A 15,668-nucleotide genomic window follows, 5' to 3' on the forward strand; every position below is an offset into this window, starting at 1 on the left:
CTTTTGCGGGTGCAAAGGTATAACCTTTTTATTTACCTACAAAATTTTTATACAATTTTTTTTGAAAAAGTTTTATGTGTTTTAGTAAGTGGTTGATTATAAGATTTGTAAAATTTTATATATTTTATTTTCTTATTATCAATGTAACACTTTTTAATATTTTCTAAGCATTAATACTTTTCAAATACATCATTACTACAACAGTTTATGTGCGATGAGATACTCAGCAATCTGTATGGTATTAGTAGCAGCTCCTTTGCGCAGGTTATCAGCTACTACCCATAAGTTAAGAGTATTAGGTTGCGACTCATCGCGACGGATACGTCCTACAAATACGTCATCTTTGCCGTGAGCGTACAGTGGCATAGGGTAAGTATTCGTATCAGTATTATCCTGTACCTTAATTCCAGGTGATTGTGCTAAGAGCGCACGCACTTCATCAATATTAAAATCCTTTTTCAATTCTACATTCACCGCTTCACTATGTCCGCCTACTACCGGTATGCGCACCGCTGTAGCCGTTACTGCAATACTGTCGTCTCGGAGTATCTTTTTAGTTTCACGTACCAATTTCATTTCTTCCTTGGTATAACCATTATCTTCAAACACGTCACAGTGAGGAATCGCATTGCGGTGTATTGGGTAATGATAAGCCATCTCGCCTTTTTCTCCTTTGTATTCGTTTTCTAACTGACGTACGGCTTTCACTCCTGTTCCTGTAATCGACTGGTAAGTAGAAACTACCACACGCTTGATACCGTATTTCTTTTGTAAAGGGGCTAAAGCTACGAGCATCTGTATCGTAGAACAATTAGGGTTTGCAATAATCTTATCGTCTTTCGTAAGCACATCGGCATTGATTTCAGGAATTACCAATTTTTTAGTGTCGTCCATACGCCACGCCGATGAGTTATCTACCACTGTTGTCCCTACTTGGGCAAACTTAGGTGCCCATTCTTTAGAGACGGTAGCTCCTGCTGAAAAAAGAGCTAAATCGGGTTTGAGCGATACGGCTTGTTGTAAGCCTATCACAGTATATTCAGTTCCTTGAAAAGTAATTTTCTTCCCTACTGACTTCTCTGATGCTACGGGAATTAATTCGGTTACAGGAAATTTGTGTTCTGCAAGCACTTCTAACATCACGTTACCTACCATTCCGGTAACGCCTACTACTGCTACTCTCATTTTAATTACAATTTAGTTTTATTTTAATTCTTTTACTTCCATATTGTCATACTGTACAATATATACGCCTTGGTTTTCATAGCCACCACCTTTATAGAAATTTTTTAGGTAAGCAAATTTATTCTCTAAGTAAGAAGTCTCTCCTATACGTGTATTGGCACTGGTAAGATTGCCCGATACTCCCAAACGCAATACAGCATCCATAGTAAGGTCAAATCCACGAATAGCATACTTATTAGGTAGAATACCATAAGTCTTTAAATATCGCGCAGAAAAACTATCTGTACCATTAGAATATTTATTTACAGTAGGATAAGTAAAACGCAAATCGGATAGCTGGTTATTAGAAAGATTATTAGAATCGTATACTGAACCTCTATCCACAGTCGCCAACATAATCTTAGGGAAAGTGTTGTTCCTTTTAGATTTAAGCGCATTGTGCAACAAACGCACCGCCATCGACACGTAACCTATATCATTCGACTGTAATAATACCACATTTTCCTTGTTGTAGTTTAGAGCATTAACAAATCCATTAGCCGACATTTCGGTTACTACCTTAGCATTAGGGAATGAACGCTCTAATTTCTCACGCAAAGAACTATTCTTGCTATCAGCTAAGATAATCATATTCTCATCTGAATAGTTTTTGTTCAGATAGTCAATCATTTGCGTTTGCAACACCTCATCGTTCGGTAAGGTCTGATACACATTAGGATTGAGAGTTATATTCTTATTAGATAAGGGGGCTAATAATATAGTATTATTACTTGTAACCAATGACGCTAAAGTATTAAACGATTTGGTGGTAAAAGGACCTATTACCACTTGTGAGTTCTGTACTGAGGCATTAGAAGCTATCTTCTTTAAGTCACCTTCACTATCGTATACATTCACTTTAAACTTATATCCCATTTTTTGAAGGGAGTCCAAAGCTATTAGGGCTCCTGAATAGAAATCGGTAGCCACAGGAGTTAGTTTATTTTCTGTAAGTCGAGATTTTATAATAGCAATTTGTCCAGTGCTAACATCCGATAGTTTAAAAGGTAAAATATAAGATATCTCCTTCACATTGGCTGGTGAAGATGCTGAACGCAAGGTATTGTTAGAATTCTGAAAGTTGTAGTTTGCTGTATTATTCAGTGAAGCACTTTTATATTGTTCATAATTCTCTTTGGGTATCCATATTTGTGCATCGCTTTTCAATCCATCTTTAAGACTAGGATTTAGTTTTACAAGCTCAGCTTCCGATAAACCGAACTTGCGTTCTAAGCTGTAAAATCCTTCCCCTCTCTCTACAAGGTAAAGCACCACTTCTTTCTTAGTATTAGGACGAGCTGGTGGTTCAGGCTCTGTACTATCAGTAGAAGAGGCTGGCACCCAGATTTCTTGCCCTTCTCTTATACTATTAGGGTTGAAACCTTTTTCGTTTTTGTTCAGCTTTTCCAATTCCTCTACACTCACATTGTGATTTTTAGCGATGCGCCAAAGTGTTTCTTGTGGTTTTACTACGTACCGTTTTTGTCCTTGTACACTTTTTTGTACCATTTCAGCTGTTTTGCTAAATAGCGGAATAGTAATGCGCTCACCCTCTTGTAACTCTCTTATATAGAGGTCTAAATTATAGCGCTTTAAATCATCAATAGTGATGTTGTATTTTTGCGACAGACCAAAGAAAGTCTCACCTCCTTTTACCAAGTGAGTCGTAAACCCTACAGGACGTTGGGTGTTGTAATGCTTCACTTTACTGATAGGAATATTAATGGTCATTCCCTTTTGTACTCCATCTTTAAGCCCTGGGTTGAGTTTTAAGATGTCAGCAGGCGAAAAGCGATAGGTTTTAGCTATATTTTCAATACTTTCATAGTTATTTGCTGTGTACGTTTGCGGTTGTGCATAGGCAACTCCTAAGCACAATAACAAAGCTAATGTAAAAAGTTGTTTCATAATATTGTCTTATGATTTAATTTTTTAGTGTTAATTGATAATTCTAAATTGTTACTTGTCTATTCCCATTCTATCGTGGCAGGCGGTTTACTGCTGATATCGTACACCACACGGTTTACGCCTTTCACCTTATTGATAATATCGTTAGACACTTTTTGCAGAAATTTATAAGGTAAGTCTACCCAATCTGCCGTCATACCGTCTATGCTTTCCACGGCGCGCAAGGCTACTACACGTTCGTAGGTGCGTTCGTCTCCCATTACTCCCACACTGTTGATAGGCAGTAAGATAGCCCCTGCTTGCCACACTTTGTCGTATAGGTTATTTTCTTTCAATGCATTGATGAATATGGCATCTACTTCTTGCAAAATAGCTACCTTTTCGGCAGTGATATCTCCCAAAATGCGGATAGCCAATCCAGGTCCTGGAAAAGGGTGTCTGCCTAATAGTTCATCACTGATGCCCAAACTGCGTCCTACTCTGCGTACTTCATCTTTGAAGAGCATACGCAAAGGCTCTACTACTTTCAATTTCATATAGTCGGGTAAGCCTCCTACGTTATGATGTGATTTGATAGTCGCCGAAGGTCCCTTTACTGATAGTGATTCAATCACGTCAGGATAGATAGTACCTTGCGCCAACCATTGAGCATCGGTAATTTTATGAGCCTCATCATCAAACACTTCAATAAAAACGCGCCCTATGGTTTTGCGTTTTTCCTCGGGGTCGGTTTTGCCTGCTAAGGCAGTAAGGAAACGCGCTGAGGCATCTACACCCTTCACATTCAGTCCCATACCCTCATATTGTTTCAGTACGTTTTCGAACTCGTTCTTGCGCAAGAGTCCATTATTTACAAAAATACAATGTAATTGCTTGCCAATCGCTTTGTTAAGTAATACAGCAGCTACCGTAGAGTCTACTCCTCCCGATAAGCCTAATATCACTTTCTCATTACCCACTTGTGCTTTTAGCTGGGCAACCGTCATCTCTACAAAGTTGTCGGACGTCCAATTAGGGGTAAGTTTCGCTATTTTGAAAAGAAAGTTAGCTAATAGCTTCATTCCATCGGCTGAGTGGGTCACTTCGGGGTGAAACTGAATCGCGTAGGTTTCTTCTCCTTCTATGCGATAAGCCGCGTTCACCACATCAGGAGTGCTCGCCAAACAAACCGCCCCAGTAGGCAATTGTTTGATAGTGTCACTATGGCTCATCCATACTACACTTCCTTCTGCAATCCCTTCAAAAAGAGGTTCATTAGGCTTAATATAGGTGAGGTGAGCACGCCCGTACTCTCGTATGTTCGAAGGGGCTACTTCACCACCGCCAAAGTGTGCCAAATACTGTGCTCCGTAACATACTGCCAAAAGGGGCATTTTACCTTTCAGTGCTGATAGGTCTGGGTGTAAGGCTTCTGCACTACGCACCGAATAAGGCGAACCTGAGAGTATCACTGCCGAAAAGTCTTCTAAGTTCTCAGGCAAATGGTTGTAGGGGTGCATTTCGCAATACACGTTCAATTCGCGCACACGGCGTGCAATAAGTTGGGTGTATTGCGAGCCAAAGTCTAATAATAAAAGACGTGAGCCTTGAAAAGTATCTTTATTCATCGTCGAGGGTTGCTGCGGCAGTAAGCACCGCTTGTTTCAAATTTTCTTTATAATCAATCATTTTTTGCAAGAGCTCAGCGTCGGCACTTGCCAATATTTGCACGGCTAATAAACCTGCGTTCTTAGCAGCATTTAAAGCTACGGTAGCCACAGGCACTCCGCCAGGCATTTGTAAGATAGAAAGGATAGAATCCCAACCGTCAATAGAGTTACTGCTTTTCACCGGCACACCTATCACAGGCAAAGGCGACATCGAGGCGACCATACCAGGTAAATGAGCTGCACCTCCCGCTCCCGCAATAATTACCTGAATACCTTTTTTATGAGCGTTCTGACTGAACTCCATCAGCTTTTCAGGCGTGCGATGCGCCGATACGATGTCTACCACAGTTGTGATACCAAAGGACTTGAGAATATCAATAGCGTCCTGCATCACAGGCAAATCACTCTTGCTTCCCATTACCACAGCTACTTTCATTTTGTCTATATTTTGGTGCAAAGGTACAAAAAAATATCAATTCACAATATAAAGGCTTTATATTTTGTTTCCCCGTGCTACTTCCCTGCAACCTTGTCATTCGCCATTCGCAACTCGTCATTAATTTGGTATTATTAGTATTTTGGGTATTGTGGTATTAAATTTGTCTTTGCGCTTTCTTCTAGTAAGCCTTGTCTTTTAGTCTAATAGCTATCTATACTTTTTTCTCTTGAAGAATGTTTATTTTTCTATTTACCTTTGCTCATCTCACATTTTTGTATCGCCACAATCTCCTTTTAAAAAGATTACTTCTTTCTCTTATTTTCGTTTTTATTCTACTTTAAATCTGCTTAAATCTCTTTTTTCTACTCATTCTTAACCCCTCATTATTAACTACTTATATACCCTTTCTATATCTATCTTCCAAGATTCGTATAAGCTTCCTATAAGCTCTCTATAAGCTAAGACTCCACCCTCTCAACAGCTACTTTACCTCTTGTTTTTTACCTTTTACCTAAATTTTCTCTTCCGAATCCCTCCGTTATCTTCCGAAACCTCCAACCTGCCAAGTAACTGTTTTCATTCCTCCCCATATTTTCGGTAAGTGTTTTGGAGCAGATGCACTATTACTTTTTAGCTTCAAAAATAGATAGGTATCAGCACCTACCCGTTAATGAACAGAGATTCAATTAGTCACCGACATTTTGTCACTTGTTACACATTTCTTATCAAGTAGTTATTATTAAATAATAATCAGATTGTTAATTATTTTTAGATTCCTATTTAATATTCTATTTGGTATAAAAATTCTTTTAAAAAACTGTCTTTTTGTCAGTTAAAAGCTGTTGGCACAACTCTTGCCCTATTGGGAGTGAACAAATCATAAAATGTTGAACACACTAAATTGAAAATATATGAATTTTAATAACTTTACTATCAAAGCGCAAGAAGCGGTACAAACCGCTCAGCAAATAGCCCAACAGTATGGGCACCAGGAATTGCAAAACGAACATTTCTTCAAAGCAATTGAGCAGGTAGATGAGAACGTATTGCCTTTCCTATTCAAAAAATTGAATATCAACCGCGAGCAATTAAATAAACAGTTAGAAACTGCTTTGCAAGGCTTTGCCAAAGTCAGCGGTGGCGATATGGGGCTCTCACGCGAAGCAAACACTATGCTCAACGAAGCTGCTAACATCGCTAAAAAATGGAACGACGAATATGTATCCTTAGAACACCTTATATTGGCTATCTTCAAATCAAACAGTAAAATCGCCCAAGCCCTCAAAAACCAAGGCGTGAGTGAAAAAGAGTTGGAGAAAGCCATTCAAGAATTGCGCAAAGGCGAACGCGTAACTTCGGCTTCAGCTGAAGATACTTACAATTCGCTCAACAAATACGCCAAAAACCTCAATCAGTTAGCCGATAGTGGGAAACTCGACCCTGTGATTGGTCGTGATGAGGAAATACGTCGTGTATTGCAAATTCTTTCACGTCGTACCAAGAACAACCCTATGTTGGTGGGTGAACCTGGGGTAGGTAAAACGGCTATAGCCGAAGGCTTAGCGCACCGTATTGTAAAAGGTGACGTGCCCGAAAACCTAAAAGACAAGGTAATTTACTCCCTCGATATGGGGGCTCTTATCGCAGGTGCGAAGTATAAAGGTGAGTTTGAAGAACGACTCAAATCGGTAGTGAAAGAGGTAACCTCATCCGATGGCAATATCATTCTGTTTATAGATGAAATCCACACCCTTGTGGGAGCAGGAGGAGGCGAAGGTGCTATGGACGCTGCTAATATTTTAAAACCTGCCTTAGCTCGTGGTGAACTCCGTGCCATTGGTGCCACTACTCTCGATGAGTACCAAAAGTACTTTGAAAAAGACAAAGCTCTCGAACGTCGTTTTCAAAAGGTAATGGTAGACGAACCTGATACCGAAAGTGCAATTTCTATCCTTCGAGGTATCAAAGAAAAGTACGAAACCCACCACAAAGTGCGTATCAAAGACGAGGCGATTATCGCGGCAGTAGAGCTTTCTGAACGCTATATCACTAATCGTTTTTTGCCCGATAAGGCAATAGACCTAATGGACGAGGCTGCTGCCAAGCTCCGTATGGAAATCAATTCTAAACCCGAAGAGTTAGACGTACTCGACCGCAAGATAATGCAACTCGAAATAGAAATTGAGGCTATCAAACGTGAGAAAGACGAAGATAAGCTCAAAATGCTATATGTAGATTTGGCAAATCTTAAAGAAGAACGTAACGCTATCAATGCTAAATGGCAGAGTGAAAAAAGCGTAATTGATGAAGTGCAAACTACTAAGGAAGCTATTGAGAAATACCGTTTGGAAGCCGATAGAGCTGAACGTGAAGGCGACTATGGTAAAGTAGCCGAATTGCGCTATGGAAAAATCAAAGAAGCGGAAGACAAGTTAGTAGAATTGCAAAAGAATTTAGACAGCAAATCACACGAAAATGCTCTTGTAAAAGAAGAAGTAACCGCCGAAGACATCGCTGAAGTAGTAGCAAAATGGACAGGTATACCTGTAGCTAAAATGTTACAAGGCGAACGCGAAAAACTCTTAAACTTAGAAAAAGAATTGCACCGTCGTGTAGTAGGTCAAGAAGAAGCCATCGAGGCAGTTTCCGATGCCATACGTCGTAGTCGTGCTGGTTTGCAAGACCCACGTCGTCCTATAGGTTCTTTCCTTTTCTTAGGAACTACGGGGGTAGGTAAAACCGAACTTGCCAAAGCCTTAGCCGAGTATCTATTCGACGATGAAAATGCAATGACGCGTATAGATATGAGCGAATACCAAGAGAAACACGCTGTGAGCCGATTGGTAGGTGCGCCTCCAGGATATGTAGGATATGACGAAGGTGGTCAACTTACTGAAGCTGTGCGTCGCCGTCCGTATTCTGTAATCCTTTTGGATGAAATTGAAAAAGCTCACCCCGATACATTCAACATCTTGTTGCAAGTACTCGACGAAGGTCGTCTTACTGACAATAAAGGTCGTACTGCCGACTTTAAGAATACGATTATCATTATGACCTCTAATATGGGTAGCCATATCATTCAGGAAACTTTTGAAAAATATCCTAAGGATACCGAGCGCGCTATCGACGAGTCACGTGACGAGGTGTTACAACTCCTCAAACAAACTGTACGCCCTGAGTTTTTGAACCGTATAGACGACATTATAATGTTCACACCGCTCAACGCCAAGGATATCCGTAGCATTGTGCGTTTGCAATTGCAATCAGTGTTCCGTATGGTTGCCAAAGAAGGTATCTTGCTCGATGCTACCGATGAGGCTATTGATTACTTAGCACAAAAAGGTTTTGACCCTCAGTTTGGTGCTCGTCCAGTGAAACGTATCATTCAGAAAGAAGTGCTTAACAAGCTTTCTAAAGAAATTTTGAGTGGCACAGTACAACGCGATGCTGTCATCTTATTAGATGCTTTTGATAACCAATTGGTATTTAGAAATCAAACATCAGAAGATAAAAAATAGAAATTAGTTGTTAGTCGCTTGCTAACAACTAATGACTAAAAATGACAATTTGTCAGTTTTTAGTCCTTTGGCACAATCATTGACTGCTACTAACTACGTAAGCGTAAGACTTACAAAAATAATGTTGAACTTAAAAAAACGATAATATTAATATGAGTAAGATTATAGGTATTGACTTAGGAACCACAAACTCTTGTGTTTCTGTAATGGAAGGTAATGACCCCGTGGTGATTACCAATGCCGAAGGTAAACGCACAACCCCTTCAGTGGTAGCTTTTACCGAAGGTGGCGAAATAAAAGTAGGTGACGCTGCTAAACGTCAGGCAGTTACCAACCCTAAAAACACGGTATATTCTATCAAGCGTTTTATGGGGAACAAGTTTTCTGAATTGGAAAAAGAAATCGCTCGTGTACCTTATAAAGTAGTACGTGGCGACAACGATACTCCTCGTGTGGATATAGACGGACGTTTGTATACTCCACAAGAAATCTCAGCTATGATTCTTCAAAAAATGAAGAAAACTGCAGAAGACTTCTTAGGACAACCCGTAACAAGCGCGGTAATTACTGTACCAGCTTACTTTAACGACGCTCAACGTCAAGCTACTAAAGAAGCAGGTGAAATCGCAGGATTGAAAGTAGAACGTATCATCAACGAACCTACTGCCGCTGCATTGGCTTATGGTTTGGATAAAGACCATAGCGACCATAAGATTGTTGTATTCGACTTTGGTGGTGGTACTCACGATGTGTCTATCTTGGAACTTGGCGACGGCGTGTTTGAAGTACTCGCTACTGATGGTGATACCCACTTAGGAGGTGATGATGTAGATGAAAAAATTATCAACTGGCTTGCTGAAGAGTTTGAAAAAGAAGAACAAATCGACCTTCGTAAAGACCCTATGGCATTGCAACGTCTTAAAGAAGCTGCTGAAAAGGCTAAGATTGAACTCTCTTCAACTACTGAAACCGAAATCAACTTGCCTTATATCACTGCTACAGCTTCAGGTCCTAAACACTTGGTGCGCAAGCTCAGCCGTGCTAAATTTGAACAACTCATCGACGACCTAGTAAAACGCACAATTGAACCTTGCAAAAAAGCGTTAGAAAATGCAGGTCTCAGCGTAAGTGATATCAACGAAGTAATCTTAGTAGGTGGTTCTACTCGTATTCCTGCCGTACAAGAAGCCGTTGAAAAATTCTTTGGCAAAAAACCTAATAAGAGCGTAAACCCTGATGAGGTAGTAGCTATTGGAGCCGCTATTCAAGGAGGCGTACTTACTGGTGATGTGAAAGATGTATTGCTTTTGGACGTTACTCCTCTTTCTTTGGGTATCGAAACTATGGGAGGTGTGATGACTAAACTGATAGAAGCCAATACCACTATTCCTACTAAGAAATCGCAAGTGTTCTCAACTGCTGCCGACAATCAGCCGAGTGTGGAAATTCACGTATTGCAAGGTGAAAGACCTATGGCAAACGACAACAAGACTATCGGTCGTTTCCACTTAGATGACATTCCGCCTGCCCCACGTGGCGTACCACAAATTGAGGTTACTTTCGATATCGATGCTAACGGTATTATTAACGTATCGGCAACTGATAAAGGTACAGGCAAGTCTCACAATATTCGTATAGAAGCATCTTCTGGACTTTCAAAAGAAGATATCGAGAAGATGAAACGCGAAGCCGAAGCCAATGCCGAAGCTGATAAGAAAGCCAAAGAAAAAGTAGATAAGCTCAACGAAGCTGATGCGATGATATTCCAAACTGAAAAACAACTCAAAGAGTTTGGCGATAAAATCCCATCCGACAAGAAAGGCGCTATCGAGACTGCTCTTAGCGAACTTAAAACAGCTTACGATAGCAAAGACCTCAGCTCTATTGAGACTGCTTTGGGCAAAATTAATACTGCTTGGCAACAAGCCTCTGAGGACATCTACAAAGCTCAACAAGGAGGTGGTAGCTCTACCACACAAGAGCAACCTAACACTGGTGGGGCACAAGACGTCAATACAGACAACGTTCAAGACGTAGATTTCGAAGAAGTAAAATAGCGGAGAGCCTCCGCAAGCAAATAATAACAGCCCCATCTAATAAATAATTAGGTGGGGCTCTTTATATAGCTTTTGCAGAAAGAATACTATACAATAGTTCTTCGTGTAATATTTCTGTAATTCTACAATAATCCTATCCCCTACTCTGTTTCCTCTTTATCATCAATTGATAATTATTTGTTACACCAGCGGAACTAGTTGCTATCAACTGATAATTACTTATTATCGCTAAGAGTTCATTATCAACGAATATCCATTAAAAAACAAAATTATTTTTTTGTCATTAAAAATTAATTACTACCTTTGTCCTGCAAATTAATCATTTCTTTTTCAATTTTAAAATTTTTCAGATATGAAAACATTAAGAACAAATTAATGTTGTACTTTTGCACCCTATGAATATATATGATATAGAAAACGTTAAGCTACTACTTAAAAAACAGCTGAAAATAAGTATCATTCCTCACAAAAGCCCTGATGGAGATGCCATAGGGAGTTGCTTGGGACTATACTTGTATTTAAAGCAATTGCACCAAGATGTAACGGTGGTGTCGCCCAATGATTTTCCTGATTATTTAAAATGGTTACCCTCAGCCGATGAGATTCTCATCTATGACAATGCTCCTGAAAAGGCAAAAAAACAGATAGAAAACTCTACGCTCATCTTTACGCTTGATTTCAATTCGCTTAAACGCGCTGATGGGCTTACACCTTTATTAGAAAGCTCGGCAGCTACGTTTGTGATGATTGACCATCATCAAGCGCCTGAGGTTTATGCCAAAATAACTTTCTCTAACCCCAATGCCAGCTCTACCTGCGCAATGGTATATTCGTTTATTGATGCAATGGGCGATAAAAACCAAATAGATAGAGAAATAGCTACTTGTTTGTACACAGGAATAATGACCGATACGGGAAATTTTAAATACCCCACCACTACTAGCAATACGCTAAAAATAGCTGCTTTTCTTATCGAAAAAGGAGCTAAAAACAGTCAGATTAACAGTAATGTGTTTGATAATAATTCATTTAACAAATTGCAATTACTGAGTGTAGTTCTGAAAAATATGATGTATTTAAAAGAGTACGACACGGCTTACACAACGCTTAGTTCCGAAGAACTACAACAATACGACTGCCAAAAAGGAGATACTGATGGTTTCGTAAATTATGGGCTTACCATTAAGAACACCAAGCTGGCAGTAATCTTCATTCAAGAAGGTGATTTTATAAAAATGTCGTTGCGTTCCAAAGATAATAACGATGTAAATCTGTTTGCACGCAAATATTTTAATGGCGGAGGGCACATCAATGCTGCAGGAGGTAGGTTTGACGGTACAATGGAAGAAGCAGTAACTTATTTTAAACAAGTTTTGCCAGATTTTATTCACAAGAATATTTAAAATACAATGAATATACTCAAAAAAATAGCAATAATAATGGTTGCTGGCATAGTTTTCATAAGCTGTGCCGACCGACAAGCACGCCACCCTGTAACCAAGAAAACAAGTACCTTTTTAAAGGAATCGGCTAAGAAAAATAAAGCGCTATTAGCTTCAGAAGAAGCTCTTATTGATTCTATTATCAAAAAAGATACGCTCCACACCTTTATAGATTCACAACACGGTTTTAAATTCTATTACCTAAACCAAAATCCTAATACTGACTACACAGCACAGTTTGGCGATATCGTAACCTATGATTACAGTCTTTCGGATTTGCGGGGTAACGAACTCTACCAAGAGAAACCTGATGGTGATTATAAGTATAATGTAGATAAAGAAGAGGTATTCCAAGGGTTGCGTTCAGCACTAAAATTGCTAAAAGAGAAAGAAAGTGGTGTTTTCTTTTTCCCCTCGAGCGTAGCCTATGGTTATCGTGGTGATAAAGATAAAATAACTTTCAACCAGCCTATTATTGCCAAGATAGAGGTTTTTAAAATTGAAAAGAACAAAGAGAAAATAGAACCACAACCTGAATAAGTAGAAATTTTAATTAATTTTATATATGAGACGACTCAATTTTATCGCATTGCTTTCTGCAATGTTTGTATTTTTCAGTTGCAATTCGCAAAAGAAAGCCTATAAAGATTTAGGCGATGGCTTATTTGCGGATATCGAAACTACTCAAGGAAATATTATTGTAAAACTAAACTACAAAGAAACTCCTGTAACAGTAGCCAACTTTGTTACTTTGGCAGAAGGTAAAAACACTTTCGTAAAAGCTGAATACAAAGGTAAACCGTTTTACAACGGAACAATTTTCCACCGAGTAATCAAGGATTTTATGATACAAGGAGGTGACCCTACCGGCACTGGAATGGGAGAACCCGGTTACCGATTTGAAGATGAGATAGTGCCTACTTTAAAACACGATAAAAAAGGAATCTTGTCAATGGCAAACGCAGGACCAGCTACCAATGGCAGTCAGTTTTTTATTACCCAAGTGCCTACTCCTCATTTAGATGGTCGTCACACAGTATTTGGCGAAACGGTGAAAGGTTTAGAAGTAATAGATGCTATTGCTAATACTAAAACAGTAATGAACGACAAGCCAGAAAAGGATATCAAAATCAATAAGATTACTATTATTGCTAATGGTAAAGATGCTAAAAACTTCAATGCTGTAAAAGTTTTTGAAGATTACTTCAAAGAAATTAACAAGAGAGAACGAGAAAGAGAGGCTAAGACGAAAGCCGCTGCAGCTAAGTTCTTAGAAGAAGTAAAAGTACAGGAACCACAAGCTAAAGCACTTCCTTCAGGAGTAAAAATCTTTAAGTTAGTTGATGGCAAAGGCAAACAACCTAATCACACACATCAAGTAATGGTAAACTACGCAGGTTATTTGAAAAACGGAACCCTTTTCGATTCTAACGTAAAAGAAATTGAAGAGGCTTATGGTAAGTACGACTCATTACGTGAACAACAAGGAGGATACCAAGCTTTCCCTATGCCTTACAACACTTCTGCACAACTTATACCAGGCTTCAGAGATGCTTTACTTACAATGAAAGTAGGTGATAAAATACGTGTATTTATTCCTGCTGCTTTAGGATATGGCGAAAGAGGTGCTGGCGATGTGATTCCACCTAATAGCGACCTTATTTTCGATATTGAAATTACAGATATAGCTAAATAAGTATAGAAAATAAGGATATACAAACTTTGTCAAAGTCTCTAACAGCCTGTCGTGCTACGACCTTTGACAAAGTTTTTTACTAACAACTAAAATAACTAAAAACTAAAAATGGTATACAAATTCAGAGTGATACTCGACGTTAAAGAAGACGTTTTTAGAGATATTATCATTCAAGGAGAAGCTACTTTGGAAGATTTACACAATGTAATCAACCAATCATTTGGCTTTGCTGGTGACGAAATGGCTTCTTTCTATCTTACCGACGAGGATTGGAATCAGGGAGAAGAAATCACCTTTTTTGATGTATCAGAAAGTGGAGAAATGCGCTTGATGGAAGAGACAACCATCGAATCGGTAGTAAGTGAAGAAGAGCCTAAACTATTGTACGTATACGACTTTATGTCGATGTGGACGTTCTTCGTAGAATTAGTAGAGATTGATGAAGAAGAAACAGGCGCCTCTTATCCTGCTTTGATATACGCTCACGGTTCTATTCCTGCTGAAGCTCCCGAGAAATCATTCGTAGCTGATGATTTTGATGAGTTTGAAGATGAATTTAACGATTTTGACCTCGACGAAGACGATTATGGAAGTTTCAGTGAAGAAGAAGAATACTACTAATTACGTAATAGTAACAGATAACAAGTAACTATGCTAAATTTATATACAACAAACATTGAAACACTTTCTATTCACAGGGTAGGTAATCTAAGCAAAGGAGAACCTCTATTCCTTTCAGAAAAACCATATGCACTAAACGATGAGATTATAGGGCTACTGAAAGAATACTTCTTTAAACCTTTCCGTGAAAAAGAAGAAAACTACTTTCACTTAGTACACGATACCGATGTTGAGTTCAATGAACTTTACCAGCTGGTAACTCCTATTTTTGAGGACGAGAGCTCTATTCACGAGCAATCTAAGAAGATTGCGCAACACTTGTACAATCAGTCTAATCACCCACATATCAAAAGCGGAGAGGTGTATGTAGCGCTTCTTCACGACAGTTATTTAGATAATGAAAAGGTAAAAGCAGTAGGTATCTTCAAATCGGAGATGAGGAACAGCTTTTTGCAGTTTGAAGAACAGGCTAACCAGTTGGAGATGATTATCCAAGAGGGAGTGAACATTCACCGATTGGATAAAGGTTGTATTATCTTTAATGTGAATAAAGAGGACGGATACAAAATACTTTCCATCGATAGCAATCGTTATGACACTAAGTATTGGTTGGAGAACTTTCTAAATGTCGATGCGTTAATAGACGATAATTTCTATACTAAAAAGTACTTAAAATTCAGCCAAGACTTTGCCAAAGATGTAATCTTGCCTGCTGAAGATAAAAAAGAAGAGGTTTTGTTTATGAACCGTGCGATTAATTACTTCGCTAAGAATGATGATTTTGAAGAAACCTCGTTTATGAATGAAGTGTTTGAAAATCCTGAATTGATACCAGAGTTTAAGCACTACAAAGTAGAGAAAGGACCTAAGTACCAAATAGAAGATGTATCAACCTTCCCGATTGTTAATAAGGCTGTATCGGATGTGCGCAAAAAAATTAAAAATGTGATTGATTTAGACACTAATATCCAGATACGTATGGACTTTATCAATCCAGAATCAGCTGATAAGTTTATTGAGAAAGGTTGGGACGAAGAAAAACAAATGTATTACTATTTGGTGTACTTCAATAAAGAACAAAAAAGCTAATTTTTAAATGGTAATAGCATAAAAA

Annotated in this window: 11 protein-coding genes; 7 read left to right on the forward strand and 4 right to left on the reverse strand. The window is 38.8% G+C overall.

What is annotated here, in order from left to right; all coding sequences use genetic code 11:
- Positions 1 to 195: 195 nt before the first annotated feature.
- Genes HMPREF9078_RS00190 through purE form a run of 4 tightly spaced genes read right to left on the reverse strand, consistent with a single transcriptional unit; the run spans position 196 to position 5,217 of the window.
- The gene (locus tag HMPREF9078_RS00190; RefSeq protein WP_009418696.1) at positions 196 to 1,185 is read right to left on the reverse strand and encodes an aspartate-semialdehyde dehydrogenase; all 990 of its coding nucleotides are present in this window, start codon (positions 1,183 to 1,185) and stop codon (positions 196 to 198) included.
- A gap of 18 nt (positions 1,186 to 1,203) precedes the next feature.
- Positions 1,204 to 3,132: a LysM peptidoglycan-binding domain-containing protein gene (locus tag HMPREF9078_RS00195; RefSeq protein ID WP_009418697.1), complete on the reverse strand. Its 1,929-nt coding sequence runs from the start codon at positions 3,130 to 3,132 to the stop codon at positions 1,204 to 1,206.
- A gap of 59 nt (positions 3,133 to 3,191) precedes the next feature.
- Positions 3,192 to 4,739, reverse strand: coding sequence for a glutamine-hydrolyzing GMP synthase (guaA, locus tag HMPREF9078_RS00200; protein WP_009418698.1), 1,548 nt, complete (start codon positions 4,737 to 4,739; stop codon positions 3,192 to 3,194).
- A complete protein-coding gene (gene purE, locus HMPREF9078_RS00205; RefSeq protein WP_002671807.1) occupies positions 4,732 to 5,217 on the reverse strand; it encodes a 5-(carboxyamino)imidazole ribonucleotide mutase in 486 nt (161 codons plus the stop codon). Before purE ends, guaA begins: the two co-directional genes overlap by 8 nt.
- A gap of 914 nt (positions 5,218 to 6,131) precedes the next feature.
- Between purE and clpB the strand changes: the two genes are divergently transcribed.
- The 7 genes from clpB (at position 6,132) to HMPREF9078_RS00240 (ending at position 15,643) form a co-directional block, all read left to right on the forward strand.
- The gene (gene clpB / locus HMPREF9078_RS00210) at positions 6,132 to 8,738 is read left to right on the forward strand and encodes an ATP-dependent chaperone ClpB (protein ID WP_002671804.1); all 2,607 of its coding nucleotides are present in this window, start codon (positions 6,132 to 6,134) and stop codon (positions 8,736 to 8,738) included.
- A gap of 152 nt (positions 8,739 to 8,890) precedes the next feature.
- Positions 8,891 to 10,795, forward strand: a complete 1,905-nt coding sequence (gene dnaK, locus HMPREF9078_RS00215) for a molecular chaperone DnaK (protein ID WP_009418700.1) — start codon at positions 8,891 to 8,893, stop codon at positions 10,793 to 10,795.
- Positions 10,796 to 11,190: 395 nt separating this feature from the next.
- Positions 11,191 to 12,198: a bifunctional oligoribonuclease/PAP phosphatase NrnA gene (locus HMPREF9078_RS00220; RefSeq protein ID WP_009418701.1), complete on the forward strand. Its 1,008-nt coding sequence runs from the start codon at positions 11,191 to 11,193 to the stop codon at positions 12,196 to 12,198.
- A gap of 6 nt (positions 12,199 to 12,204) precedes the next feature.
- The gene (gldI, locus tag HMPREF9078_RS00225; RefSeq protein ID WP_009418702.1) at positions 12,205 to 12,777 is read left to right on the forward strand and encodes a gliding motility-associated peptidyl-prolyl isomerase GldI; all 573 of its coding nucleotides are present in this window, start codon (positions 12,205 to 12,207) and stop codon (positions 12,775 to 12,777) included.
- A 25-nt stretch (positions 12,778 to 12,802) separates the two neighbouring features.
- Entirely contained in the window at positions 12,803 to 13,933 is a 1,131-nt protein-coding gene (locus tag HMPREF9078_RS00230) for a peptidylprolyl isomerase (protein ID WP_009418703.1), read from the forward strand.
- A gap of 108 nt (positions 13,934 to 14,041) precedes the next feature.
- Complete coding sequence (locus tag HMPREF9078_RS00235; RefSeq protein ID WP_009418704.1) at positions 14,042 to 14,554, forward strand: hypothetical protein; 513 nt, start codon at positions 14,042 to 14,044, stop codon at positions 14,552 to 14,554.
- Positions 14,555 to 14,584: 30 nt separating this feature from the next.
- Complete coding sequence (locus HMPREF9078_RS00240; protein ID WP_009418343.1) at positions 14,585 to 15,643, forward strand: nucleoid-associated protein; 1,059 nt, start codon at positions 14,585 to 14,587, stop codon at positions 15,641 to 15,643.
- Positions 15,644 to 15,668 lie beyond the last annotated feature (25 nt).

This window comes from Capnocytophaga sp. oral taxon 380 str. F0488 (genome assembly GCF_000318255.2).
Classification (GTDB): Bacteria; Bacteroidota; Bacteroidia; order Flavobacteriales; family Flavobacteriaceae; genus Capnocytophaga; species Capnocytophaga ochracea.